This window comes from Pseudomonas sp. S3_E10 (assembly GCF_054667615.1).
This window is the reverse complement of sequence record NZ_CP162743.1, coordinates 5222150-5244041: the sequence shown is the minus strand read 5'-3', so window position 1 is coordinate 5244041 and position 21892 is coordinate 5222150. Positions and strand designations below refer to the sequence as shown.

The following is a 21892-nucleotide window of genomic DNA, read 5'->3' as shown; positions in this document are numbered from 1 at the left end:
CTGCACGCCCTCAGTCGGAGCTCTGAAATCGATCGTTCAATTTGAAATAGCGCTTCAACAGCACATATTTTTTAGAGGCTGAATCGGGGGCCAAGCCGGTGTTTGTCAGGGTAACCTGAGGGTTCCAGATATCCGCTTCTTTATAAGCGTGATAAAACCAACTCCAACGCTTTTGCTCGAACAGATCGATTAATGTCTGCATATACAACCCCGCATCGTCCACCGGGCTGTAATTCGATACGCTGAACTCCCCAACGATCACTGGTCCCGGATGTTTCAGCACCTGGGACAGTGTCTTCTTGAAGTACATACTCAAACCGCCCTCGCCTCTCAGTAAGAAGGGCAACCGTTGATCCGCCGGAAAACCACGCACGCCCTGATGGGTAAAGTTGCCAGGGTCGTAATAGTGCAGGCTTCCTATTATTGAGTGGTCGTCTATCAACGGCGTGATTTCACTCCAATTGGACCGTTGCCCATTGGGAATACCATTGGGTTGGACCGTAATACGCGGCTGGATAAGCACAACCTTGTCCGGCGAGATCTGCAACAGGGTTGCGCTGACCTTCTTTATAAAATCCAGATAAACGCCGCGCTCGATGGGCGCCGGTTCGTTGACGATGTCATAGCCGATAACCATGCTTTCATGTTTGTAGCGCTGCGCCAGTTGCGCATAGCTGGCAATCAGGTTTCCCATGAGTTCGGCGTCACGCCAATATGCGTCTTCAGTTGACCCTGAATATTTCTTGACGTTGCCGGGAAAGGTATGAACATCGACCAGAAGTAAAATATTGTACTGCTTCGCGTAGCGCACATAGGTATCAAGCACCTTGACCGCGACATCATCAAGCCCGCCCCTGTCGTCAAACAGTGGGTGGGAGGCAAACGCCACGCGCACGGCGTTCACGTTCAAGCCGTCCAACTGTTTGAAATCCTCTTCGTTCAAATTCAAATCGATATTGAAACCGCGTAACTGCTTGCCCGCGTTATAGGTGTCGGCCTGTTGGGTAGAGGCCTGGGCAACGAAACTGATCGCCAACAGACAGAGGCACAGGAAGTATCGTCTACACATGCTGTTTTGCCCTATCGTTGAGGCCGCAGATGATGCCGAAATTTATCCAGATAATCGCTTGTATACTGTCCGCTCGAAATGACCAGCCCTGAATACCGGTTATCAATATCGCGATGATCGAAACCAGCGCCGCCGCGGAAGCATTGTTAATCGACACACCGACATGCCTTTTTATCGTATTTTTGTGCAGCTTGTAGACACTCCATATAAGCAGTAAATAGCTCACAATGCCCAGCAACCCCGTCTCGGACATGACCAGCAGGTACATATTATGGGCGGGGTACCTGAAGCTCTGCGAGGCGCCGAACTCATCGTATTTATCCATCACATCAACAAAATTATTCCACCCCACGCCAATAATCGGATGGGCGACAAACATATTCAGGGCAATCTTGGCCAAAATCAGCCTGGAGGTGGTACTCGACTCTGGCGCATCGAAAAATCGGGCGTAGAGATTTTCCAAGTTATAAATGGCACCGGCCATGATGACCAGGGCAAACACCAGCGAGGTATAGATGATCTTTTTGTTTCTTAAAATAGAACGTCCATTGGGCCGCTTGAAGTAGAACAGGCACAGCCCGACCACAAAAAAATACAACACAATTTGAGTTCTGGAGTAGGTCAGGCAAATCACCACAAAACCCGCCGCGATGGCGCTTATATACAGCAACCTGCCGCGCCCATTCACTGCGCCATACACGCAAAATGGCAACAACAGTACCGTGAACAACGATAACAAGGCGGGGTGTCGTAACGTACCGGTCACTCGGGTAATGCCGTTCTCCACGAACAGTTCTTTGACCTGTTGAGCATCCTCGGTCACATCTCCGGTTGCCAACTGATAAGCCGCATACAGCGTCTCAAACAGAATTAACAGCGCCGCCACCCGGGTGAATTTATCCATCGATTTCGCATCATGGAAAACCGACCGCACCACCAGAAACAAAACAATGATTTTCCAATGGCGAACGATTTCGTACAGCGTGAAACTCACCGCTTGCGAATTAATGATCGACACAGAAGACAGCACCACAAAAAAAATCGCCAGGGTGGTGATTCTGTCGATCTTGATTTTCTCCAGATTGATTTTTTTACTGAAAAAAACAATGGATACCAAAATCAGCAAAAGAAAAATATCGTAAGGCGCAACCGACAGTTCTGCGCCACCCAGGTGTATCTCCGCCCCGGTCAGCCGATACCGCAAGTTAAATGCCGTAGCCACCAAGAGCAGCGGAAACAAAAAATAATTTATCAGCGCGGTTACTCGCATTTCAATGCTCGCGAATAAACGGACCCGGACAATCTTTTACCTATCTCAATACACGGCACTTCAAGCCATTTATGAACCGCCCATGAAACACCATACGTCAGCCCTATCGAGAGCAGGATCAACACCCCCACCCGATCATTACTGAGATAACCGCATTTCCTCGCCACTATCAGCACCCCATCGATAATCAGAATATGCATCAGATAGGTGGGGTATGACATCCCGCCCAACCTGAGCAACACAGGGTTCCTCAACGGCATTTTAAACAGTGCCAACCACCGGCCGAGCAATGGCGGGTTAAGTTTGCCATTCAACTTGAACGCTATCGCTACTATTGCCCATAACGCAATCGAGGCAAAACTGGCGAACGAACGGGTAATCAGACCCACCGACACTACAATGCCCATGATCAACATCGCGTTACGCCATTCGCCCTCATCGCGACGAAACAGATCGTGGGTCAACATGCCGATCATGAAAACCGGTAACTTGATTAATATGAAACTGCCATAAGAGAAGGTCAGGCCGGAATATGCCAGCAGTAAAAACGCCAACACCGCCACCGTCACCAGCAGTTCCTTGGCGCGCCCAAATGCAAAAGCGGCGACCAACACAGGGGCGATCAGATAAAACTGCCATTCGAGGGTGAGGCTCCAGGCCGGCGCCAAAAACGCATCACCTGCGTGGGGCAGCCATTGATCCGGGATCACGCCCTGAAGCAGCACCAGACAAGGCAGCAGGTACGCCGTGATATTACCCGCGATACTTGCCCAATACTGTTCAACTGCCGCTGCTTGGGCTGGCGTGTTCCACGGCAGGTCCATGCGGACACTCATCCGTTCATTGAATAGCAGCGCGGCAAACGCGATGGCCAATAGATAAATCGGGATGATCCTGAACGCACGTCGAATAATATAAGAACGGTAGCCGTTGCTTTTGCCGCTCAACGCCATCGCGATAAAAAAACCGCTCAAACAAATAAAGATATCTACCGGGATAGCGGTCGCCAATAGAACCTTATCAATCAACGCAGGAACGTGCCCCATGGCGGGACGAAAGCAAGAGTAGAGGTGCCCAAATACAACCCACCACGCCATCACCCCACGAATGGACTCGAGTTCTACGTAGAAGCCCTGTTTATTTGCTATGGCCATCTTTCTCTCAACTATCAATCGGATAAAAACTACCTGTATTCAACAAAACACAGGCCTGTCTCTCTTCCGTGGCCAGGTTCCAGGCGCAGACAGTGCGTCATACAAACTTGAAAAACCCACGCTACCGCCCCAGGGTTTAGCGTCATTCCCTGAGAACCCCATATTCATGACGGCGTGTATTTATATCAGCCCGCCCCACAGGCCTTAATTAACATCCGACTTATATTCATACGTATAGTAACCATACGCACCGTACCCGTATTTCGCCGAGGCTCTTTTTTCAATACCGTTCAAGATAGCGCCTTTCAAGTTAACCCCATTCTGGGCGAACCGACGCATGGTGAGTTCTATTTCCCGGGCGGGGTTAAAACCGAACCGCGCCACAATCAAGTTCGTTCCTGACTGGCGCCCTACAATCGCCGCATCGGTGACCGCCAACAATGGAGGGGTATCCAGGATGACCAAGTCATACTGTTCACTGACCTGCGATAGCAGTTCCGTGAAGTTTCGATGCATGAGCAATTCCGACGGGTTAGGCGGTATTTGCCCACGGCTGATAAAGTCAAAATGTTCGATCGCAGTTTTATGAATGGCCGTTGTCAGATCGCAGCGCTTGGTGAGCACATCGGAAAGCCCATTGGCGCTGGAGGTTTTCATGACTTTATGGATGTAGCCTTTTCGCATATCAACATCGATGACCAACACGCGCAGGCCTGTCTGAGCGATCACGGCTGCCAGATTGACCGACACGAAGGTCTTGCCCACTTGTGGGCTCGGACCGGAGATCATCAGGCGATTGTTGCTGGCTTCGTGCATCGCAAAATGCAGGCTGGTGCGCAAGCTGCGCAGCGCTTCAATCGCCAGGTCCGTGGGATGGTTGATGGCCAACAACCCGCCACTGCGAGCAGGGCGTTTTTGCGTAGCGGTAGGTTGTTCTTCCAGGTCTTTTTGAAGCGTGCTGTAGGGTATGGAGGCATAGACCGCAAGCCCCAGTTTCTCAATAGCCTCCGGGCTTTCTATGCCTCTGTTCAAGGCTTTGCGCAACAGCACCAGCACCACCGCCAGGAATAAGCCCAGGAACGTTGCGACCAGAACAATCAACACTTTCTTGGGTTTGACCGGTTTGATGAGGTTCACATCCGCCGCATCGATCAAACGCACATTACCCACCGTGCCCGCTCGCATCACGTCGAGTTCCTGGGACTTGTTGAGCAGCTGCGTATAGATCGCCGTGCCGACCTCGACATCGCGGTTCAGGCTGAGCAGTTCTTGCTGTGTCGAAGGAAGGTCCTGGACCTTCTCGGACAGCCTCTGTTGCTTGCTGCTCAACTCACCGATCTGCGCGAGCAATGCACGATAGGCCGGATGCTGGCGGGTGAATTTGCGGTCCATCTCGGCTTGCTGGAGTTTCAACTGAGAGATGGCCGTATCCAGCGACACAATCTGGTCCAGGATCGCTTTGGTTTCCAGGCTGATGTCCACCGACTTTGTGCGCGTCTGGTAGGCGTTGAGCGCATTGCCGGCCTTTTCCAGGTCACTTTTGACCTGAGGTAATTGCTCTTTCAAAAACTCCAGGCTTTGCGCCGCCTCAGCCGAAGTACGTTGCACATTCTGTTCGACATAGAGCGCAGAAATCTTGTTGAGGATTTTTACCGCGAGTTCCGGCTCGGTACTCTCTAACGCCAACCCGATAATGCCCGATTCTTTTCCGCGCTCAGTGACATCCAGCGCCTCCTGATAATCCAGAATGCTGGTCAATCGAGGTTTGCGCACGATGCTGAACCGAGTCCCCGGATTGGCCTGTAGCGCTTCAACGAAGAGCGCAACGCCATGCTGCTCGACAGCCTCGCCCACCTGCCCTTGCGCCAGAAGTTCATCATCGTCATCGAGCAATGTGAACGCCCCGCCCTCACCCGTAATGAAGGTCAGTTTTTTGGCGAGCAAGTTGGGCGGCAGGTCCAGGTGGGTTATTTTCAGCAGCTCGCCTCCCCACGCGTAACGGGTCAGGCCCAACCATGGGCTGGAGACTTCACCCGGGTTGGTATTTTTAAAACGCCGCGCAAGAAAACCGCCGATCACGGGAAAGTACTCAGGCTCGATCAGGATGGCGAGTTTGAGTTCGTCCACGGTCTTGCCGATCACTGCACGTGACTTGATCAGTTCAATTTCGGTCGCGGACGGCGACTCTTTTCCGAGCATGCTGCTGACGTCGGAGAAACCCAGCAAATCGTTCTTTTTGGCCTCGACCTGCAACAACGCATTCGCTTGGAAAACCGGCGTCGCCAGCACCGCATAGGCCCCCCCCGTCAGCATAAACGCGCCCGTAATCGCTGCAATCAACCCTTTATGGTCGATCAGTGTTCCAAACAGACCAAGGAGATCAATCTCGTCGGCGTCGTCTTCTCGTAGGGTGGCTACTGGCACTTGCTGCATAAGTCGGATTCTTTGCCTTAATACGATTCAAGAAAGGGGGGTTGTCACTTTGCTAGACGCAGCGCCCACGCGTTTACCGCTTCTTCGATCAACGCATACGCGTGTACAAAGGCAGGTTTACCTTGACGGTAGGGGTCTCTGATCTCTCGGTCGCTTTGCCACTTCCCCAGCATCAACACCTTGCCTCGCGCTTCGGGGGCCATGCCGAGCACGCCGCGGATGTGCTTTTGTTCCATCACCAGAATCAGATCAGCCTCGGTGATCGCCTGGGGCGCGAGTTGAGTCGCCTGGTGCACGTTGGGCGTATGACCATGCGCCGCCAGCACCGCAAGCGCCGTCGATTCGATGGGCTCGCCAACCAATGCGGACAGGCCGGCGGAACTCACTTCGATATCGGAACGAGTGAGCGCCTCACGCAACAGATGCTCCGCCATGGGGCTGCGACAAATATTGCCGACACAGACAATCAACACTCTTTTAAGCAAGATAATTTCCCCGTCTTTTCAACTTTGGCGGTGACGTCGCACTTGCCGAACATAAGAGTTTTTAACCACGTACAAGCCTGCCATCGACAGGCACAGAAACAGCAAAGCCCGCTTTACAACTTCAACGCGGTACTTATTTATCACGCCCCTTGGGCGGCACCCAAGTTTTTAAACGGACAAAAAATAACACGGCGCCTGCTCGGACACTTATTTGTTATTAATACCCGCCACCGACAATTTCTAACATTCACGCACTGCCGGCGTTAGTTCGATCAACATGACACGACGAACAGTCAATAACTAACGCAACGCGTGGCATCCGAGTGCCGGCTGAACAGGCTCACCGCCATAAGGACATCCCATGACCGCAACGATAGAATTCGCCGCCAAAGCCTGGTATCTGGTTCAGTGTAAAGCCAGGCAGGATGAACGCGCCGAAGCGCATCTGCAGCGCCAGGGCTACACCTGCTTTCGCTCCATCTGCACACGTGAGCGCCTGTTAAAAGGCGAGCGTCGGGTCATGACTGAATCGCTGTTCCCCGGTTATCTGTTTATTCAGTTGAGCTCGCAGGACAGTTGGAGCCCTCTGCGCTCCACGCGTGGGGTTTCGCGCATCGTCGCATTTGGTGGCGATCCACTGCCGGTGGGCGATGAACTGGTCGACGAATTGCAGCGACGCAATCACCAGCCCCTTGTGACACCGCTGTTGGCTCCTGGGGAGAACGTGCGTATAAATGAAGGGCCATTTGCTGAACTCGAGGGCGTATTCCTGGGTATGACAGGCGAGGAACGCGCGATTGTGCTGATCAATCTCCTGCACCGCGAGCACCGGGTCGGCTTGCCGCTCAACGCAGTCAAAAGCCTTGACTGAACGCCCACCATCAGCCATTTACAAGCACACTTCGTCAACTTCAAGCGTGTGTCGTACACGTCGAAAACAACCCGAGTCGGCCTAGCCGACTAAAAATAACATTCCAGTACTTTTTTACCCTCGCATAATAAAGTGCCTCCTGAATGCAACAGCAAGGGGACGGCCATGAACACATCAAAGTTACTGGTAGAGCGTATTGGCCTATTCCCTTCTTCGGGAAATATTCATGTCGAGGTCAATAACTCGACGCATGTCGTTGAACGCATGCACGTGTTATATGCCGACAACTCCCTGGACAGCGATGAGTCGTGCACGGGCTTGTCCATGGTTTTTGCCGACTGGCGTTTCAAGTTGCAGGTCAGTGACGCCCTGTCTGTATGCCTGTGCGTGGAAAGTCGCGGCGACAGCCACTACCTGCAGGTCAAGACCGCAGAGTTGCTGGCCCACATATCCGACACCCGGGAGCGCACATGAGCGTCCAGGGTGGGCGACACCCTTGCCGGCATACACGCTAAATGCATTTATCTGATCAAATGGCGCCTACATGATTCTATTTTTTAATAATGAGGATAGAACCAAACGGCATTTTACACAGCCACTCGCTGCCCCTACCTTGAACGATCATGACCGACCCCCTACCCGGCGGAGGTGTTGATCACCCTACTCGACAAGGACAGACCATGAGCATCGAATTCATCGGCTATATCGGCGGCCACCATGCGTCCGAGATCCACCCGCGCAGCGGCCCTACCCTGCAACCGGATTACGTGGAAACCGTGGCCCGCGCCCACGAAGAGGCCGGTTTCGACCGCGCGCTGGTGGCCTTTCATTCCAACAGCCCGGACAGCACGTTGATCGCCGCCCACGCCGCCAGCGTGACGAAAAAACTGCAATTTCTCATCGCTCACCGTCCGGGTTTCGTCCAGCCGACCCTGGCGGCGCGCCAGTTCGCCACGTTCGATGTGTTCAACGGCGGGCGTACCGCCGTGCACATCATCACCGGGGGCGATGACCGCGAACTGCGTGCCGATGGCAGCCATATCGGCAAGGACGAACGCTACGCGCGAACCGACGAATACCTGAGCGTGGTGCGTCAGGAATGGACCGCCGAGCAGCCCTTCGATTTTGCCGGCACTTACTACCAGGTCGAAGGCGCGCACTCCACGGTGAAGTCGCCGCAGCAGCCGCATATTCCGTTGTATTTCGGTGGTTCTTCCACTGCCGCGATTGAGGTGGCCGGCAAGCATGCCGATGTGTACGCGCTGTGGGGCGAGACCTATGAGCAGGTGCGCGAGGTGGTGACCCAGGTGCGTGCCGAAGCGGCCAGGCATGGGCGCACGATTCGCTTCAGTTTGTCGCTGCGCCCGATCCTGGCCGAGACCGAAGAATTGGCGTGGGCGCGCGCCGAGAACATCCTGCAACGGGCCACCGCGCTGGCCGAGCAGAATGGCTTTGTACGCCGCGAACCACCGAATGAAGGCTCGCGCCGTTTGCTCGCGGCGGCGGCACAAGGCGCGCGGTTGGATAAGCGTTTGTGGACCGGCATTGCCGGGCTGCTCGGGGCGCAAGGTAACTCCACCTCACTGGTGGGCACGGCCGAGCAAGTCGCTGAGGCGCTGGTGGATTACTACGACTTGGGAATTACCACGTTCCTGATCCGTGGGTTCGATCCGCTCAATGATGCGATTGAGTACGGCAAGCAATTGATCCCCCTCACCCGCCAGCTGATTGCACAACGCGAACAGGCCAGGCAAGTCGCGTAAGCAAGAACACTACAAACCAATGTGGGAGGGGCAAGTCGAATCGTCGCACCGCCCCTCCCACTTTTTAACTGCATTTCAAGGTTGGGATTTGAGGAAGGTGGCGATCAGTTGATTGACCCGCTCTGCCGCTTCCAACTGCACCATATGCCCCTGCCCCGGCACGATCTCCACCTGGGCCGCCAGCCCCTCGGCATGCCCGGCCGGGATGATTGCATCGTCACTGCCCCAGATCACCAGGCTCGGTTGTCGGGCCACCACGGCGCGCAGATCCAGGCGCTGCCGCCCACCCTCAAACAGCTGGGAATTGAGCTGCTGCAACGCCTGATCCACCCCTTCCAACCGTTTGAATTTGAGCATGTCCTCCAGCATCTGCCGGGTGACCAGCGCCGGGTCGCTGAACAGTTGGGTCAGTTGCGGCTTGAGCGCATTGCGGTTATTCGCCGCGGTAAAACCTTGCAGGTAATCGCCATTGATATCCGCGCCAAGCCCGGCGCTGGCGATCAGGATCAAGGAAGCAACCCGTTGCGGCGCCTGGCTGGCCAGCGTCAGGCTGACCAGCCCACCCATGGAGTGCCCGGCCAGGTGCACGCGGTCGAGCTTGAGGTGATCAAGCAACGCCAGCACCGCCTGGCTCAGTTCTTCGGCATCACCCGTTTGCAACTGCTTACCCGACTCGCCATGCCCCGGCAGGTCCAGGGCGATCACCCGGCGCTCGGCGGCCAGGGCCGGTTGGTTGAACAGCCAGTTGTTCAAGTCGCCACCAAACCCGTGTACCAGCACCAACGGCGTATCGCCTTCGCCCAGGTCCAGATAGCGCAGCAAGCGCCCGCCTATCTCGACCTTCTGCGCGCTCGGGCCGCTGGCTTCGGATTCGGCGGCGGTGGAGACGAACCCCGCGTTGAAACTGTCGATCACCGCATCAATCTCGGCGTCCGTGGCCTCGCCCTCCACCACGATCCCGAGCAAGGCGCCCACCGGCAGGGTTTCATCGCTCAAGGCCAACACCCGGCGCAACACGCCACTGAACGGCGCCTCGACGCTGCTGGAAATCTTGTCGGTTTCCACGTCCAGCACTTCTTCGCCCTTCTCTACCCGATCACCGGGTTGCTTGAGCCAGACGTCGATGCGACCTTCGGTCATCGACAGCCCCCACTTGGGCATGGTCAAGGTGTGGATCATGCGGCAGTCCTCTTGTCGGCGATTTTCAGCACGGCGGCTTCGATCTTCGCGGCATTGGGGATGTACAGGTCTTCCAGGGCATCGGAGAACGGCACCGGCGTGTGCGGCGCGGTGACCATCTCGATCGGCGCCCGCAGGAATGCAAAGCCTTGCTGCGCCACCAGCGCACTGATGTCGGTGGCGATGGAGCAGCGCGGGTTGGACTCGTCGATCACCACCAGGCGCCCGGTTTTCTCCACACTTTCCAGAATGCTGTCTTCGTCCAGCGGGCTGGTGGTGCGCAGGTCCAGCACTTCGCAGTCGATGCCTTGGCGCGCTAGGTTGGCGGCGGCTTCCAGGGCGATATGCACCATGCGCCCGTAAGTCACCAAGGTCACGTCGCGGCCTTCGCGCACAAAGTTGGCTTCGCCGAACGGCACGGTATACAGCTCTTGCGGCACCTCGCCTTGCAGACTGTAGAGCATCTTGTGTTCGAGGAAGATCACCGGGTCGTTATCGCGGATCGCCTGGATCAACATGCCCTTGGCGTCATAGGGCGTGGACGGGCACACCACCTTGAGGCCGGGAATGTGCGTCCACATCGACGTGAGCATCTGCGAATGCTGGGCGGCGGCGCGCAGGCCGGCACCGTACATGGCGCGGATCACCAGCGGCGTGGTGGTCTTGCCGCCGAACATGTAGCGGAACTTGGCGGCCTGGTTGAGCAACTGGTCGAGGCAGCAGCCGATAAAGTCGACGAACATCAATTCGCACACCGGGCGCATGCCACGGGTGGCGGCGCCGACGGCCATGCCCACGTAGCCGACCTCGGACAACGGTGCATCGAGCACGCGCTCGGGAAACTCCGGGTACAGGCCCTTGGTCACCCCGAGCACACCGCCCCAGGCGTCCTGCTCGCCGGGGGAACCGGTGCCGCCGGACACGTCCTGGCCGATGATGAACACGCTCTGGTCGCGGCGCATTTCCTGGGCCAGGGCTTCGTTGATTGCCTGCTGATAGCTGATTTTGCGAGCCATGAAATTCTCTCCGAAATTTATTGTTATTAGCGGTAGGCGACGTAGACGTCACTGAGCAGGTCGGCGGCCTGGGGCTTGGGATCGGACTTGGCCAGGCGCACCGCGTCTTCGATCAACTGGGCGACCTCGCCGTCGATGCGCTCGAACTGCCCGGCGTCAAGCCAACCTTCGGCCTGGCAACGCGTGCGAAACAGCACCAGGCAATCCTGGGATTCACGCAGTTTTTTCACTTCGTCCACGCCGCGATAAGTTTGCGCATCGCCTTCGAAGTGGCCGTAGAAGCGGCTCAACTTGACCTCCACCAGCGTCGGCCCCTCGCCGTTGCGCGCACGTTCTACCGCAACGCCCAAGGCTTGGTGCACGGCAAAAAAGTCATTGCCGTCGACGATGACGCCGGGCATGCCAAACCCCACGGCGCGCTCGGCGATGTCCTTGCACGCCACCGACCAGCCGGAGCCGGTCGCTTCGGCATAGCCGTTGTTCTCGGCGACGAACAGGCACGGCAGTTTCATGATCGCGGCCAGGTTCATCGCCTCGAACACCGCACCTTCGTTGGAGCCGCCGTCGCCGAAAAACGCCACGGCCACGCCCTGGCTGCCCTTGAGCTTGGAGGCCAGCGCTGCACCGGCGGCCAACGGCGCACCGGCACCGACAATGCCGTTGGCGCCGAGCATGCCCTTCTCCTGATCGGCGATGTGCATGGAGCCGCCCTTGCCGCCGCACACCCCGGTTTTCTTGCCATAGATTTCGGCCATCATGCCGAACACGTCCACGCCCTTGGCGATGCAATGGCCATGGCCACGGTGGTTGGAGGCGATACAGTCGTCATCGTTGAGGTGGGCCATGACCCCGGCGGCACTGGCTTCCTGGCCGGCATACAAGTGCACGAAACCGGGGATCTCGCCGGTGGCGAACTCCACGTGCAGGCGCTCTTCAAAATCACGGATGGTGCGCATCACGGTGTAGGCATGCAGCAATTGATCGGTGGACAGGTGAGTGGACATCTTGTTGTTCTCCGGTTGTCTCGACACACAGAAGGCTGGCTGCGGCCAGCTGTAAGCCCCTCAGCACAGCCTGTGCCAAATCATCAAAAAACCTGGCAAAGCCTTGATCCAGAGCAGTGCCGCGCGGTTGTGCGCAGGCTGCGCCACAGCACAGAATGAGACCGGCCATTGCAGCGTGCAGGCTGTGTCTCAGCGCGCGTGAGACGCAGCGTCTCACCCCGAGCCCTTGGTCAGGGCGCTCTTGTTCCGCTGTGCCCGTGGGCGCTTAATGGCGGGCATAACAACAAAGATCGAGAACCGGAGGCCTTATGCTCGCCGTGAACTCCAGAGAGCACGTCGACTGCGTCAGTCGCGTGGTCCGCAATGCCGAACGCCTGCCCCAGGCGCCGGTGCCGTCGTTGATTTTCGATTCATGGCGCCGCTCCATGGAACAACACCATCTGGACCCTGGCTCGCTGCAAGGGCCGCGCATCCTCACCGAACCCCTGCTCAAGGAATGCCGCGAACGCGCCGAGCTGTTCATGCGCATTGCAAGCGAAGCCGTCGGCCAATTGCACCACCGCGTGCGCCAGGCCGATTACTGCGTGATGCTCACCGACGCCCAGGGCCAGACCATCGACCACCGCGTGGACACGGCGATTCGCAGCGACTGCCGCAAGGCCGGCCTGTACCTGGGCACCTGCTGGTCGGAAGCCGAAGAAGGCACCTGCGGCGTGGCCACGGTACTCACCAGCAAAGCCGCCGTGACCGTGCACAAGCGCGACCACTTTCGCGCGGCGTTCATCGGCCTCACCTGCTCCGCCGCGCCGATCTTCGACCCCCAGGGCAACCTGTTGGGCGTGATGGACGCCTCGGCGCTCAAGTCCCCGGATGACCGGCGCAGCCAGCACCTGGTGCGGCAGATGGTGGCGCAGAGTGCCCAGGCCATCGAGAACGCCTTCTTCATGCACAGCGCCCGCCAGCACTGGGTGTTGCAGGCGCACAGCACGCCGGGCTATGTGGACAGCCAGCCCGACCTGCTGCTGGCATGGGACCAGGACGGGCGCCTGCAGGCCTTGAACAGCAAGGCGCGCCAGGCCCTGCGCCTGCGCTTTGGGCAGGTGCCGGAGCATATCGGCGAGGTGTTCGACCTGGATGCGTTGCGCGCGGTCACCGACCAATCGACCCAGCAACTGCGCTGGCTGGGCGAGTCGCAAGCCCTGCACGTACGGGTCAACACGCCACGACGCGCACCGGCGCGAGCGATATCCCACAGCCAGGTCGACCCGCGCGTGGAAGAGCATCTGCGCCTGGCCGTGCGGGTCAAGGACCGTAACCTGCCGGTGCTGGTGCAGGGGGAAACCGGCGCGGGCAAGGAAGTCTTCGCCCGCCAACTGCATGAGCGCAGCGCCCGGCGGGACGGCCCTTTTGTGGCGGTGAACTGCGCGGCGATTCCCGAAAACCTGATCGAAAGCGAGCTGTTCGGCTACGTGGCCGGGGCCTTTACCGGCGCGTCCAGCAAAGGCATGCCGGGCCTGTTGGTGCAGGCCGATGGCGGCACATTGTTCCTGGATGAAATCGGTGACATGCCCCTGGCCTTGCAAACGCGCTTGCTGCGGGTGATGGCCGAGGGTGAAGTGGCGCCGCTGGGCGGGGCCAAGACCCGTACCGTGGATATCCAGGTGATCTGCGCCAGCCACCGCGACCTGGCGGCGCTGGTCAACGAGGGGCGCTTTCGCGAAGACCTGTACTTTCGCCTCGGCTGCGCGAGGTTCTGCCTGCCGCCCTTGCGCGAGCGCACCGACAAACTGGCGTTGATCAACCGGCTGCTGGAGCAGGAGGCGCGTACCAGCGGCGTGTCGCCGGGCATCAGCCAGGCCGCGCTGGAACGACTGCTGGGTTATGCCTGGCCGGGCAATGTGCGGCAACTGCGCCATGTGTTGGCGTATGCCTGCGCGGTGTGTGAGGGCGGTACACTGCAACTGTCAGACTTGCCGATGGAGGTGCGGGGCGAGTTGGTCGAGGCGCCGGCAGAACCGAGCGTCAGCCCGGAACGCCAGGTGGTGCTGGATGCGTTGATTCGGCATCGTTGGAAGCCGTTGCCGACGGCACAGGCGTTGGGGATTTCACGTGCAACGCTTTACAGACGGGTGAACCAACTGGGCATCGACATGCCTGGCAAGACCACCTGACACAACGCGGTCAACCCTGTGGGAGGGGCGGTGCGACGATTCGACTTGCCCCCGATAGCCATAGGTATCTACACAACTCCCGATGAGCGAAAAATCTATAGCCAAGATGCTGTTGTGGTGAGCGGGCTTGTCCCGCGCTGGGCTGCGCAGCAGCCCCAACAAGGACGCTACCGAATGTCAGGATTAACCGAGGCGCAGGTTTTAGGGTAGCTACGCAACCCAGCGCGGGACAAGCCCGCTCACCACAGAGAGGTTTTTCAGCTTTTAAAAGTTGTGTAAATACCTATGCCCGATAGTGGTGGGTCAGTCGATGTATCCCGTACCGACACACCGCGATCGGGGGCAGCCCCGTCCCACAGTGCCCCAGGGAACTTGTAAAAGTGCACGCGAATGCCTAGCTTATGCGCCCCCTGCCCCTGCGCTTTAAGGCACTGCTCCCATGGTTTTGCGTTTTCGTCCTGTCGTCACGTCACGTTTGGCCCTCGGCCTGCTGCTCAGCGGTGGGATCGGCAACAGCCTCGCGGAAAGCCTCGAACTGCCGGCGGTGAACGTCCAGGGCCAGGATGAATCGGGTTATCGCGTGGACACCGCCTCCGTCGGCGGCTTCAATGAGGCGCCACTGCTGGATACCCCGGCGTCGATCACCGTGCTCAACGCCACCCTGATCAAGGACCAGCAGGCGCGCCTGCTCAGCGAAGTGCTGCGCAACGACGCGTCGGTGGGCGACAGCTACGCGCCGATTGGCTACTACGAGAACTTCGTGGTGCGCGGGTTCTCGCTGAACGCGGCCAGCAGCTACAAGATCAACGGGCGCACCATCACTGGCGAGCAGAACGTCGCCCTGGAAAACAAGCAGCAAGTCGAAGTGCTCAAGGGCCTGGCGGGCCTGCAAAGCGGGATTTCAGAGCCCAGCGGCGTGATCAACTACGTGACCAAGCGCCCGGAATATGTGCGCTCGGTGACGGTCTCCAGCGATGATCGTGGCAGCGGCTATATCGCCACCGACGTTGGCGGCTGGTTTGGCAGCGAGCAGCAATTGGGCTTGCGCGCCAACGTGGCCCATGAGGACCTCAATTCCTACGTGGAACACGCCAACGGCCAGCGCGACTTTGTGTCCCTGGCCTTCGACTGGAACATCAGCCCGGACGCCGTGCTGAAACTCGACGCCGAATACCAGAACAAGCAGCAACGCTCGGTGCCGGGTTACCAATTGCTCGGTGGCACCGAAGTGCCCCATGACGCCTCACCGAAGAAGCTGCTGGGCCATCAGAGCGGGTCCAAACAGGTCGGCATCGACTCGCTGAACCTCAACGGCAGTTTCGAGTACCGCTTCAGCGATCAGTGGAAAGGCAGTGTCAGCGCGGCGCGCAGCAAGGTGGTGATTGATGATTACAGTGCGTTTGCGTGGGGCGGTGACACCAGCGGTGTCGGCAATACCTTCACCCCGCAGGGCAATTACGACATCTACGACTACCGCAGCCCCGACGACACCCGCCGCGACGATGAAGTCCAGGCCGCCATGACCGGCCTGTTCGACACCGCCGGGCTGGGCCATGAACTGACCTTCGGCACCAGCGCATTTCGCCGGGTGATCGACAAGCGCAAGGCCGTCAACGAGTGGCTCGGCAGCGGCAACATCGACGCCGACGCGCCGACGTTTGCGCCCGCCGACGTCCTGCTGAACCCAAGCCACCGCAGCCTCGACAGCCGCCAGTACGGCCTGTTCGTCACCGACCGCATTCGCTTCAACGAGCAATGGCAAACCCTGCTCGGCGGCCGCGAAGTGCGCCTGGATGAACAGGCCTTCGACAGCACCGGCGACGAGACCCGCCATACCCGGCAATACGTGTTCCTGCCCCAGGCGTCGTTGATCTACAAGCCGATTGAGAGCATCTCGCTCTACACCAGCTACAGCAAGGGCCTGTCCCTGGGCGGTACCGCGCCGTGGTTCGCCAGCAACGCGGACGACACCCTGGCGCCGACCACCTCACGGCAGATCGAAGCCGGGGTCAAATACGACTGGCGCCGCATCAGCTTCGCCGCTGCCGTGTTCCAGACGCGCCAGGCTTACCAGTACGCCAAGCCGGATGGCGCCGGCAACTTCACCTATGTGCAACAGGGCGAACAGAAAAACACCGGGCTGGAACTGTCGGCCAACGGCTGGGCCACCGAGCGTCTGCAGATCGCCACCAGCGTGGCGGCGATTCGCGCCCGCGTGAGCGGCAGCGGCACGCCGGCCTATGAAGGACACCAGGCGATCAACGTACCCAAGCTGCGCGCCAGTGTGTACGCCGACTATGCCCTGCCGTGGTTCAACGGCTTGGCCGTGCTGGGCGGCGTGCAATACAGCGCCAAGAAGTACGCCAACCGCAGCGGCAATGTGGAGGTGGGGGATTATGCCGTGGTGAATGTCGGCAGCCGCTACACCAGCCGCGTCGAGGGGTATGAGACGGTATTTCGCCTGAGCGTCGATAATCTGTTCGACAAGCGCTACTGGCGCGACGCGGGCGAATACATGGGCGATGATTACCTGTTCCAGGGCGCGCCGCTGACGGCGCGCCTGAGTGCCTCGGTCAACTTCTGAACACACGCGGCGTTGCCAGGCACAGCGCCGTCATTGCGCATACCAGCAAGCTCCAACCCAGATCTTGCGCCCATGCCACCAGGGTCAGCCCGCCGCCAATCGCCAGGTAATACAACAAACCGAACACCGCTGCCGCCGTGCCCAAACGGTCGCGATAGGCCATCAACGCGGCCCCGAGCACGTTGGGGATCGCCATGCCGAACGCCAACACCACCAGCAGCATCGGCAATACGAATAACCCTGTGTGTTGCAGCGTCAGCACCAATAGGCTGCCCAATACGGCGATACCGGCCGCGGTCAGTACCAACTGATCGCCGTTCATCCCCCGCTTGAGCAACGCTTTGTTCAACCACGCCCCCAGCCCCGACCCCAAGGCCAACAGCACCCCGCTGTAGCCGAACTCGGCGGAGGACAACCCCTGTTGCGCGAAGATGAACGGCGCCACGCTGTAATAAGCGAACACGGCAATATTGAATACCGCCACCAGCCCGACCGAACACCATATGCCCAAGTCCTTGAACATCAGGCCCACGGTTTTGTGCATTGAGGTGGCGGGCAGCGACGCCGGGCGCGTTTCCGGCAGGGCCCATACGCACCAGCCCCACAGGAGCAACACAAGTACCAACAAACCGCAGAGCATGCCGCGATAACCGAATAACTGCACCAAAACCGCGCCGCTGAACAAACCAATCGCCGGGCTGGCGGCCATGGCAATGCCCACCACGGAAAACACCTGGGCCAGTTCCGGCCCATGGAAGCGGTCGCGCAACACCGTTTGCGTGACCACCGACGCCACCGCAGCGCCAAAAGCCGCCAACGCCTGGGCCAAGAGCAGGCCTGTGAAGGTGCTGACGCTCAAGGCCAACACCGACGCGCACGCGTATAGCGTCAGCCCGGCCAGCATGACCGGGCGGCGCCCAAGGTGATCACACGCCCGCCCCCACACCACAACACCCAGGGCAAAGGCCAGGAAATAGACCGACAGCGTCTGCCCCGCACGCTCGGGCCCCACCGCAAAGGCCTGGCCAATATCGCCGAGGGCGGGGCTGTAGAGGGTTTGGGCCAGTTGCGGAAACATCAGCAACGCCACCGCCAGGACCAGTAGATTTTTGAGGGTCATCGACGCGTCCTTCCAGGAAAATAGTGGAAAAATTTTAAACAGCGTCGAATGCACTATTATCCGGACTTCGACATTTTATCGATGAAATCGGACAACTTATGGCCTGGCTCGCCGCCGACGCATCTTTCGATCCCGACCACCTGGCTGCGCCGGTTATCGGGATCGCTGCCCTCTTGGGTGATCACGATTCCGGGTTGCACCAACACCAGCGTGGGCAGCTGCTGTTCACCCGTGAGGGCTGCACGCGCATCACCCTGGACAACCAGCTGTGCCTGCTGCCACCCACCCGTGCAGCCTGGATCCCCTGCGGGTTGCCGCACCGTGCGGTGATGCAGCGGACCGTGGATTATCGTTCGGTGTACTTGAGCCCTGCATTGGCGCGGCAGTTGCCGTCCCAGGTTCGGGTGATCGAGGTCAGCCCATTGCTGCGGGCGGTGTTGGAGCCGATAGCGATGGCGGCGTTCGATACCGATTGGTCCCGCGGCCGATATGCCCATCTGCTGGCGCTGTGCCTGAGCGAGATCTGCGACGCCGCCGAGCAACCGATGCTGCTGCCCCTGCCCCAGGACAAACGCCTGGCCCCATTGATGAGCAGCCTCGACACCTTGCCGCCCTCGTTGCAGGCCCTGGAACAGCAAGTAGGCGCCAGCGCCAAGACCATCGGCCGGATTTTCCAACGGGAAACCGGCCTGGGGTACCAGCAATGGCGTCAGCAGTGGCGACTGATGCGGGTCATCGAGCTGCTCGCCACCGGGCGCAGTATCAGCTACTGCGCCTTTGAGCTGGGCTTTACCAGCGACAGCGCGTTGATCGCTTTTTTCAAGCACATGACCGGCACCACGCCACGGGGTTATTTCAAAGCCCGTTGATGGCTTACTTGGGCATTTTGCGAAACCCCACCGCCAAGCGGTTCCAGCTGTTGATAGTGGCGATGGCCACGCTCAGGTCGATCTGCTCCTGGGCGTTGAACTCGGCGGCCAGTGCATTGAAATCTTCGTCCGGTGCATGGGTGTGGCTGATCAGCGTCAGGCTCTCGGCCCAGGCCAGTGCAGCGCGTTCACGTGGGGTGAAAAACGGCGTCTCCCGCCAGGCTGACAAGGTGTACAGGCGGCGCTCGGTTTCCCCGCCCTTGCGCGCATCGGCGGTGTGCATGTCCAGGCAGAAGGCACAGCCGTTGATCTGGGAGACCCGCAGGCGGATCAGTTCCAACAGAGGCAGCTCGATGGACAGTTTGCCGACGGCGGCTTCCAGGGCGAGCATGGCTTTCATGGCGTCGGGCGAAGCGGTGTAGAAGTCGGTACGGGGTTGCATGGTGATACTCCTCAAGGGTGATAACTGGGGGCTAGGTTAGCCAGCGGTGAGGGCGCGAGAAATAGCCAATTCCAGCGAAGATGAGGTGACCAATGGCGCCGGTTTTTTCGCGGCCATATCGGTTTGTGTGCCTAACGCGCGCGCCGTAAGAGGTACCCCCACAGAGGCATATCCCCACGCGCGGGTCGCGCTCTACCATGCCGACCACGGAGGCTCCCATGCTTACTCATCCCAACATCGTCCTGACCCTGCGCCGTCATCATCTGTTCAGCCAGCTCCCGGAAAAAACCTTCCAGGATGTGTGTACGCTGGCCAATCTCAAGCGCCTGCCCAACCACACCCCGCTGATGCACCAGGGCGACCCGGCCGAGCGGTTCTTCCTGCTGGTCAGCGGCCAGATCAAACTGCACCGCGTCACCGGCGAAGGCCAGGAGCACCTGGTGGAAGTCATCCATCCCGGCCAGACGTTCGCCGAAGCCCTGCTGTTCACCCAGGCCAAGACCTATCCGGTCAGCGCCACCGCGCTCAAGGACTGCGTGCTGGTGAGTATCGAGGGCCAGCACTACCGACGCGCCCTGGAAGACCAACCGAAAATCTGCCTGGCGATCCTGGCGAGCATGAGCATTCATTTGCACCAACGCCTCAAGGACATTGACACCCTGACCCTGGCCAATGCCAGCCGCCGAGTGATCAATTTCATGTTCCAGGAGCGCGACAACTTCAGCGGCGACGTGGTGTTGCAAGTGCCCAAGCGCCTGGTGGCATCGAAGCTGGGCATCCAGCCGGAGACGTTATCGCGGATCCTGCACCGGCTGGTGGACAGTGGCCTGATCGAAGTACAGCGGCGCACCATCCGCATCCTCAGCGAGGACGGGTTAATGGCCTATCAAGCCAACTGATATCCCCACCAGCAATACCAGCAGCCAACCCCAGCCCAACAGCAGCGCACGCCACCGCCGAGGCGCATGCCGCAGTTCCATGAAACCGTCGACAATCACCCACGCCTTGACCACCGCCAGCAGCAAGACGGCCCACCCGCCGCCGGAAGCACCCGCCAGGACCGTGCCCACGCTCAACCCGACCAACCCCAGCCAACACGCCACCAACCCCCAAAAAGCCGTCATCGCGCCCTCACCCCATCACATACACCACGGGAAACAACACCACCCACACCAGATCGACCATGTGCCAATACAACACGCCGGACTCCACGCCACCGACCGAGAGGCCCCCACGCCAACAGCCCAGCGCCAGCCACCCCAGAATCAGCATTCCCAGCAGCACATGCAGGAAATGAAAGCCGGTGAGTACCCAGTACAAGGTAAAAAACCGGCTGTGCTCCATCCCCAACCCGGCAGCGGCCAGGTGGCCGTACTCGGCCAGTTTGATCAGCGCATACAGCAACGCCGCCAACAACGCCGCCACGAATAAGCCGGCGCCGCGCCTTGGGCAGCCCTGGCGTACCTGCTGCAGCGCCAATGCCGCGAGCAACCCGGCGGTCAGCAGGCTCAGGGTCATCGCCAGCCCGGTAGAGGTGTCCAACTGCGCATGGCCTTCGGCAAAGACCTGGGGGGCCAACAGCCGGGCGGTGGCAAACGCGAGGATCAGCAGCGCAAATACAGTCAGTTCGGCGAGGATGAACAACCACATCGCCAGGTCCCCAGGCAAGCGTCGGGGCTCAGGCAAAGTGCACATCCACCACGTCCATCAGCGCCGCGACGGTGTGAGGGTCATCACTCAGGGCTTGGGCCAGGCACGCCAGGCAGGCGTCGCGCGGCGGCATGCCCGCAGCGATCAGGCGGGCGGTGAAGATCAGCAGGCGTGTGGAGGCAACCTCCTCCAGGTCGTGTTGGTCGAGACGGCGCAAGGCCCGGCCCAACCGCACGACCTCACCCGCCAGCGCGGTGTCCACCTGGGCCTCACGGGCCACGATGTGCGTTTCCAGTTCCGCCGCCGGGTAGTCGAAACGCATGGCCACAAAGCGTTGGCGGGTGCTGGGTTTCATGCCCTTGAGCAGGTTCTGGTAACCGGGGTTATAGGACACCACCAGCATGAACGACGGCGGTGCCTTGACCACCTCACCGGTGCGTTCCAGGTACAACTCGCGGCGATCATCGGCCACCGGGTGCAGCACCACGGCGGTGTCCTGGCGCGCTTCCACCACTTCGTCCAGGTAGCAGATGCCGCCTTCGCGCACGGCGCGGGTCAGTGGGCCGTCCTGCCACCAGGTGCCCTGGGTGCCGATGAGATGGCGACCCACCAGGTCGGCGGCGCTCAAGTCGTCGTGGCAGGCCACGGTGTACAGCGCCAGGTTGAGACGGTGCGCCATGTGCTGCACGAAACGGGTTTTGCCGCAGCCGGTGGGGCCCTTGATCAGCACCGGCATACGGTGGTGCCAGGCGTGTTCAAACAGCTGCTGTTCGTTGGCCAGCGGTTGATAGAAAGGCTCAGTCATTAGCGTT

General features: G+C 59.5%; 20 protein-coding genes. 7 read left to right on the top strand and 13 right to left on the bottom strand.

The features are described 5' to 3' along the window. Positions 1–10: 10 nt before the first annotated feature. The 5 genes from AB4N98_RS24125 to AB4N98_RS24105 all read right to left on the bottom strand — a co-directional run bounded on the left by AB4N98_RS24125 (position 11) and on the right by AB4N98_RS24105 (position 6411). Positions 11–1036 (bottom strand): glycoside hydrolase family 5 protein, encoded by a 1026-nt coding sequence (locus AB4N98_RS24125; RefSeq protein ID WP_017527332.1) that lies wholly within the window; start codon positions 1034–1036, stop codon positions 11–13. A 25-nt stretch (positions 1037–1061) separates the two neighbouring features. Continuing rightward, on the bottom strand, positions 1062–2339 hold the full coding sequence (locus tag AB4N98_RS24120) for an O-antigen ligase family protein (protein ID WP_217855122.1): 1278 nt from the start codon (positions 2337–2339) through the stop codon (positions 1062–1064). Further along, on the bottom strand, positions 2330–3493 hold the full coding sequence (locus AB4N98_RS24115; RefSeq protein WP_460148957.1) for an acyltransferase family protein: 1164 nt from the start codon (positions 3491–3493) through the stop codon (positions 2330–2332). Before AB4N98_RS24115 ends, AB4N98_RS24120 begins: the two co-directional genes overlap by 10 nt. A 204-nt stretch (positions 3494–3697) precedes the next feature. Beyond that, complete coding sequence (locus AB4N98_RS24110; RefSeq protein WP_068935808.1) at positions 3698–5926, bottom strand: polysaccharide biosynthesis tyrosine autokinase; 2229 nt, start codon at positions 5924–5926, stop codon at positions 3698–3700. 44 nt (positions 5927–5970) lie between these two features. Next, positions 5971–6411 carry a low molecular weight protein-tyrosine-phosphatase gene (locus tag AB4N98_RS24105; protein WP_116077919.1) on the bottom strand — a complete coding sequence of 147 codons (441 nt, stop codon included), beginning with the start codon at positions 6409–6411 and terminating at the stop codon, positions 5971–5973. A 361-nt stretch (positions 6412–6772) separates the two neighbouring features. Between AB4N98_RS24105 and rfaH the strand changes: the two genes are divergently transcribed. The 3 genes from rfaH to AB4N98_RS24090 all read left to right on the top strand — a co-directional run bounded on the left by rfaH (position 6773) and on the right by AB4N98_RS24090 (position 9045). After that, positions 6773–7282, top strand: coding sequence for a transcription/translation regulatory transformer protein RfaH (rfaH, locus tag AB4N98_RS24100; protein ID WP_017527327.1), 510 nt, complete (start codon positions 6773–6775; stop codon positions 7280–7282). Positions 7283–7447: 165 nt separating this feature from the next. Then, positions 7448–7756 carry a phosphomannomutase gene (locus tag AB4N98_RS24095; protein WP_223271478.1) on the top strand — a complete coding sequence of 103 codons (309 nt, stop codon included), beginning with the start codon at positions 7448–7450 and terminating at the stop codon, positions 7754–7756. A gap of 206 nt (positions 7757–7962) precedes the next feature. Then, positions 7963–9045: an LLM class flavin-dependent oxidoreductase gene (locus AB4N98_RS24090; protein WP_065878761.1), complete on the top strand. Its 1083-nt coding sequence runs from the start codon at positions 7963–7965 to the stop codon at positions 9043–9045. 75 nt (positions 9046–9120) lie between these two features. On the opposite strand, the gene AB4N98_RS24085 is transcribed toward AB4N98_RS24090, so the two are convergent. The 3 genes from AB4N98_RS24085 to AB4N98_RS24075 are packed head-to-tail and all read right to left on the bottom strand — an operon-like array spanning position 9121 to position 12244. Then, positions 9121–10224 (bottom strand): acetoin dehydrogenase dihydrolipoyllysine-residue acetyltransferase subunit, encoded by a 1104-nt coding sequence (locus AB4N98_RS24085; RefSeq protein WP_065878759.1) that lies wholly within the window; start codon positions 10222–10224, stop codon positions 9121–9123. Continuing rightward, a complete protein-coding gene (locus AB4N98_RS24080) occupies positions 10221–11240 on the bottom strand; it encodes an alpha-ketoacid dehydrogenase subunit beta (RefSeq protein WP_017527323.1) in 1020 nt (339 codons plus the stop codon). The genes AB4N98_RS24085 and AB4N98_RS24080 overlap by 4 nt, the downstream gene beginning before the upstream one ends. A 26-nt stretch (positions 11241–11266) precedes the next feature. Then, positions 11267–12244, bottom strand: coding sequence for a thiamine pyrophosphate-dependent dehydrogenase E1 component subunit alpha (locus AB4N98_RS24075; protein WP_017527322.1), 978 nt, complete (start codon positions 12242–12244; stop codon positions 11267–11269). A 308-nt stretch (positions 12245–12552) separates the two neighbouring features. Here AB4N98_RS24075 and AB4N98_RS24070 point away from each other — a divergent pair, with 308 nt between their 5' ends. Both AB4N98_RS24070 and AB4N98_RS24065 read left to right on the top strand, forming a co-directional pair. Further along, positions 12553–14415 (top strand): sigma-54-dependent Fis family transcriptional regulator, encoded by a 1863-nt coding sequence (locus AB4N98_RS24070; protein WP_460148956.1) that lies wholly within the window; start codon positions 12553–12555, stop codon positions 14413–14415. Positions 14416–14854: 439 nt separating this feature from the next. Beyond that, entirely contained in the window at positions 14855–16999 is a 2145-nt protein-coding gene (locus tag AB4N98_RS24065) for a TonB-dependent siderophore receptor (RefSeq protein WP_460148955.1), read from the top strand. Here AB4N98_RS24065 and AB4N98_RS24060 read toward each other — a convergent pair. After that, positions 16989–18119 (bottom strand): MFS transporter, encoded by a 1131-nt coding sequence (locus tag AB4N98_RS24060; protein WP_065878753.1) that lies wholly within the window; start codon positions 18117–18119, stop codon positions 16989–16991. The genes AB4N98_RS24065 and AB4N98_RS24060 overlap by 11 nt on opposite strands. A gap of 98 nt (positions 18120–18217) precedes the next feature. On the opposite strand from AB4N98_RS24060, the gene AB4N98_RS24055 reads away from it, so the two are divergent. Continuing rightward, positions 18218–18988, top strand: a complete 771-nt coding sequence (locus tag AB4N98_RS24055) for an AraC family transcriptional regulator (protein ID WP_065878751.1) — start codon at positions 18218–18220, stop codon at positions 18986–18988. Positions 18989–18992: 4 nt separating this feature from the next. Here AB4N98_RS24055 and AB4N98_RS24050 read toward each other — a convergent pair whose 3' ends face one another. Next, positions 18993–19430, bottom strand: coding sequence for a carboxymuconolactone decarboxylase family protein (locus AB4N98_RS24050; RefSeq protein WP_068935799.1), 438 nt, complete (start codon positions 19428–19430; stop codon positions 18993–18995). A 218-nt stretch (positions 19431–19648) separates the two neighbouring features. Here AB4N98_RS24050 and AB4N98_RS24045 point away from each other — a divergent pair, with 218 nt between their 5' ends. Beyond that, entirely contained in the window at positions 19649–20329 is a 681-nt protein-coding gene (locus AB4N98_RS24045) for a Crp/Fnr family transcriptional regulator (protein ID WP_017527317.1), read from the top strand. Here AB4N98_RS24045 and AB4N98_RS24040 read toward each other — a convergent pair. From AB4N98_RS24040 to AB4N98_RS24030, 3 genes are read right to left on the bottom strand one after another with little or no spacing between them, the layout of a single operon-like run. Beyond that, a complete protein-coding gene (locus AB4N98_RS24040; protein ID WP_017527316.1) occupies positions 20306–20554 on the bottom strand; it encodes a cytochrome C oxidase subunit IV family protein in 249 nt (82 codons plus the stop codon). The two genes, AB4N98_RS24045 and AB4N98_RS24040, sit on opposite strands and share 24 nt — an antisense overlap. 7 nt (positions 20555–20561) lie before the next feature. Then, positions 20562–21125 carry a cytochrome c oxidase subunit 3 gene (locus AB4N98_RS24035; RefSeq protein ID WP_026067224.1) on the bottom strand — a complete coding sequence of 188 codons (564 nt, stop codon included), beginning with the start codon at positions 21123–21125 and terminating at the stop codon, positions 20562–20564. Further along, positions 21109–21885 (bottom strand): CbbQ/NirQ/NorQ/GpvN family protein, encoded by a 777-nt coding sequence (locus AB4N98_RS24030; protein WP_017527314.1) that lies wholly within the window; start codon positions 21883–21885, stop codon positions 21109–21111. Before AB4N98_RS24030 ends, AB4N98_RS24035 begins: the two co-directional genes overlap by 17 nt. Positions 21886–21892 lie beyond the last annotated feature (7 nt).

Excerpts from the sequence above, each read along its gene's own strand:
- AB4N98_RS24045 (WP_017527317.1), top strand. The coding sequence starts at position 19,649 with ATGCTTACTCATCCCAACATCGTCCTGACCCTGCGCCGTCATCATCTG.
- AB4N98_RS24080 (WP_017527323.1), bottom strand. The coding sequence starts at position 11,240 with ATGGCTCGCAAAATCAGCTATCAGCAGGCAATCAACGAAGCCCTGGCC.
- AB4N98_RS24075 (WP_017527322.1), bottom strand. The coding sequence starts at position 12,244 with ATGTCCACTCACCTGTCCACCGATCAATTGCTGCATGCCTACACCGTG.
- AB4N98_RS24040 (WP_017527316.1), bottom strand. The coding sequence starts at position 20,554 with ATGACGGCTTTTTGGGGGTTGGTGGCGTGTTGGCTGGGGTTGGTCGGG.
- AB4N98_RS24035 (WP_026067224.1), bottom strand. The coding sequence starts at position 21,125 with ATGTGCACTTTGCCTGAGCCCCGACGCTTGCCTGGGGACCTGGCGATG.
- AB4N98_RS24095 (WP_223271478.1), top strand. The coding sequence starts at position 7,448 with ATGAACACATCAAAGTTACTGGTAGAGCGTATTGGCCTATTCCCTTCT.
- AB4N98_RS24070 (WP_460148956.1), top strand. The coding sequence starts at position 12,553 with ATGCTCGCCGTGAACTCCAGAGAGCACGTCGACTGCGTCAGTCGCGTG.
- AB4N98_RS24090 (WP_065878761.1), top strand. The coding sequence starts at position 7,963 with ATGAGCATCGAATTCATCGGCTATATCGGCGGCCACCATGCGTCCGAG.
- AB4N98_RS24060 (WP_065878753.1), bottom strand. The coding sequence starts at position 18,119 with ATGACCCTCAAAAATCTACTGGTCCTGGCGGTGGCGTTGCTGATGTTT.
- AB4N98_RS24065 (WP_460148955.1), top strand. The coding sequence starts at position 14,855 with ATGGTTTTGCGTTTTCGTCCTGTCGTCACGTCACGTTTGGCCCTCGGC.
- AB4N98_RS24085 (WP_065878759.1), bottom strand. The coding sequence starts at position 10,224 with ATGATCCACACCTTGACCATGCCCAAGTGGGGGCTGTCGATGACCGAA.
- AB4N98_RS24110 (WP_068935808.1), bottom strand. The coding sequence starts at position 5,926 with ATGCAGCAAGTGCCAGTAGCCACCCTACGAGAAGACGACGCCGACGAG.
- AB4N98_RS24115 (WP_460148957.1), bottom strand. The coding sequence starts at position 3,493 with ATGGCCATAGCAAATAAACAGGGCTTCTACGTAGAACTCGAGTCCATT.
- AB4N98_RS24030 (WP_017527314.1), bottom strand. The coding sequence starts at position 21,885 with ATGACTGAGCCTTTCTATCAACCGCTGGCCAACGAACAGCAGCTGTTT.
- AB4N98_RS24120 (WP_217855122.1), bottom strand. The coding sequence starts at position 2,339 with ATGCGAGTAACCGCGCTGATAAATTATTTTTTGTTTCCGCTGCTCTTG.
- AB4N98_RS24055 (WP_065878751.1), top strand. The coding sequence starts at position 18,218 with ATGGCCTGGCTCGCCGCCGACGCATCTTTCGATCCCGACCACCTGGCT.
- rfaH (WP_017527327.1), top strand. The coding sequence starts at position 6,773 with ATGACCGCAACGATAGAATTCGCCGCCAAAGCCTGGTATCTGGTTCAG.
- AB4N98_RS24050 (WP_068935799.1), bottom strand. The coding sequence starts at position 19,430 with ATGCAACCCCGTACCGACTTCTACACCGCTTCGCCCGACGCCATGAAA.